Origin of the sequence: Streptomyces klenkii (assembly GCF_003626645.1) — a bacterium.
Classification (GTDB): domain Bacteria; phylum Actinomycetota; class Actinomycetes; order Streptomycetales; family Streptomycetaceae; genus Streptomyces; species Streptomyces klenkii.
The window spans coordinates 1-1,064 of record NZ_RBAM01000188.1; the positions used below are offsets into that span (position 1 = coordinate 1).

Here is a 1,064-nt window from a genome sequence, read left to right on the forward strand (position 1 = left end):
TCGCACAGCTGAAGACCTGGCGCATCCTCCGCAAAGCCCGATGCTCCACCAACCGCATCGGAACCATCGTCCAGGCCATCCACACCCTCCTGACCAGCGACTATCCAGGATGAAAAAGGTTCACTGACCCGCAGCACTTTCACGATCCGCGCGCTGGACCGCCCCTGCGCGAGCAGTTCGGCCGCACGCAGGCGCAGGTGCTCCCGGAACGCTCTCCGCTCAGCGGTCAGACCGCCGCCCTGGGCATACCTCGTGACGGCGTATCGCAGCGATCAAGGCCCATCAGCCCCTCCGACACCACCCTTTAAAGATCAGTAACCCTCACGCCATCACGCCCACAAGGTCAGTAATCCCCTGGTCCGTGACGCTCGGTGAGCGGGGGTGGGGGAATTGTTCTGGAAGGACACGTGGGTACAGAAGGGGGGTGGAGAGTTGTGACCGTTCGGGGAGAGCGTGGCCGTTGTGTACGCCCCTTCGCACTCTCACGCTCCTTGGGCGGCAAGTGCGGCCTGTTGGATTGCTGGGCATGCTTCCGGCACTGCTTTTGCGGCATCAGCCGCCGACGCCTTTTAGGAGCTGACTAGGATGAGGACCCGACCCGCCGCGGCCAGGGCGGCAGCGACCGGACTACTCGCTCTCAGGAGCGTGACAGGATGGAAGACGTTCAGTGCAATAGTCTTGGCCAGTGCCTCTCTGGCGGGCGCGGCCCCCGGAACCTGGGCTGCCACGGCGGACAATGGCCCCCCAGCTCCGGCCGTGACTGTCAGCGTGGCTACGGGCGAGCCGGCGAACAGTCCGGGCGTGTTGTCGGGCAACGTGATCCTGGTCCCGCTCCACGTGCCGGTGAATGCGTGCGTGGACGTCGGTCTTCTGAATCCGGCATCTGGAAGTAGTTGCGCACCGCAGTGAGCCTTTTACTTCAGCCTTTATGAGTGAGTGAACCTCTTTCAACCTGGCGCTGGAGGGTGAAACGGCCTGGTCAGAAGGGGGTGTGACGACGCGAGGCTCCTGGCCGTTGCGCTGGTGTTCTCACGCACCGCGCTTCGTCCGAGGAGCCTCGCTTG

The 1,064-nt window shown here is 64.1% G+C and carries 1 protein-coding gene and 1 pseudogene; both read left to right on the plus strand.

Annotation, left to right across the window (positions count from 1 at the left end; all coding sequences use genetic code 11):
* Positions 1–113 (plus strand): annotated as a pseudogene (locus D7231_RS35665) (IS5/IS1182 family transposase); the annotation flags it as partial.
* 472 nt (positions 114–585) lie between these two features.
* A complete protein-coding gene (locus D7231_RS35670) occupies positions 586–909 on the plus strand; it encodes a chaplin (RefSeq protein ID WP_120760544.1) in 324 nt (107 codons plus the stop codon).
* Positions 910–1,064 lie beyond the last annotated feature (155 nt).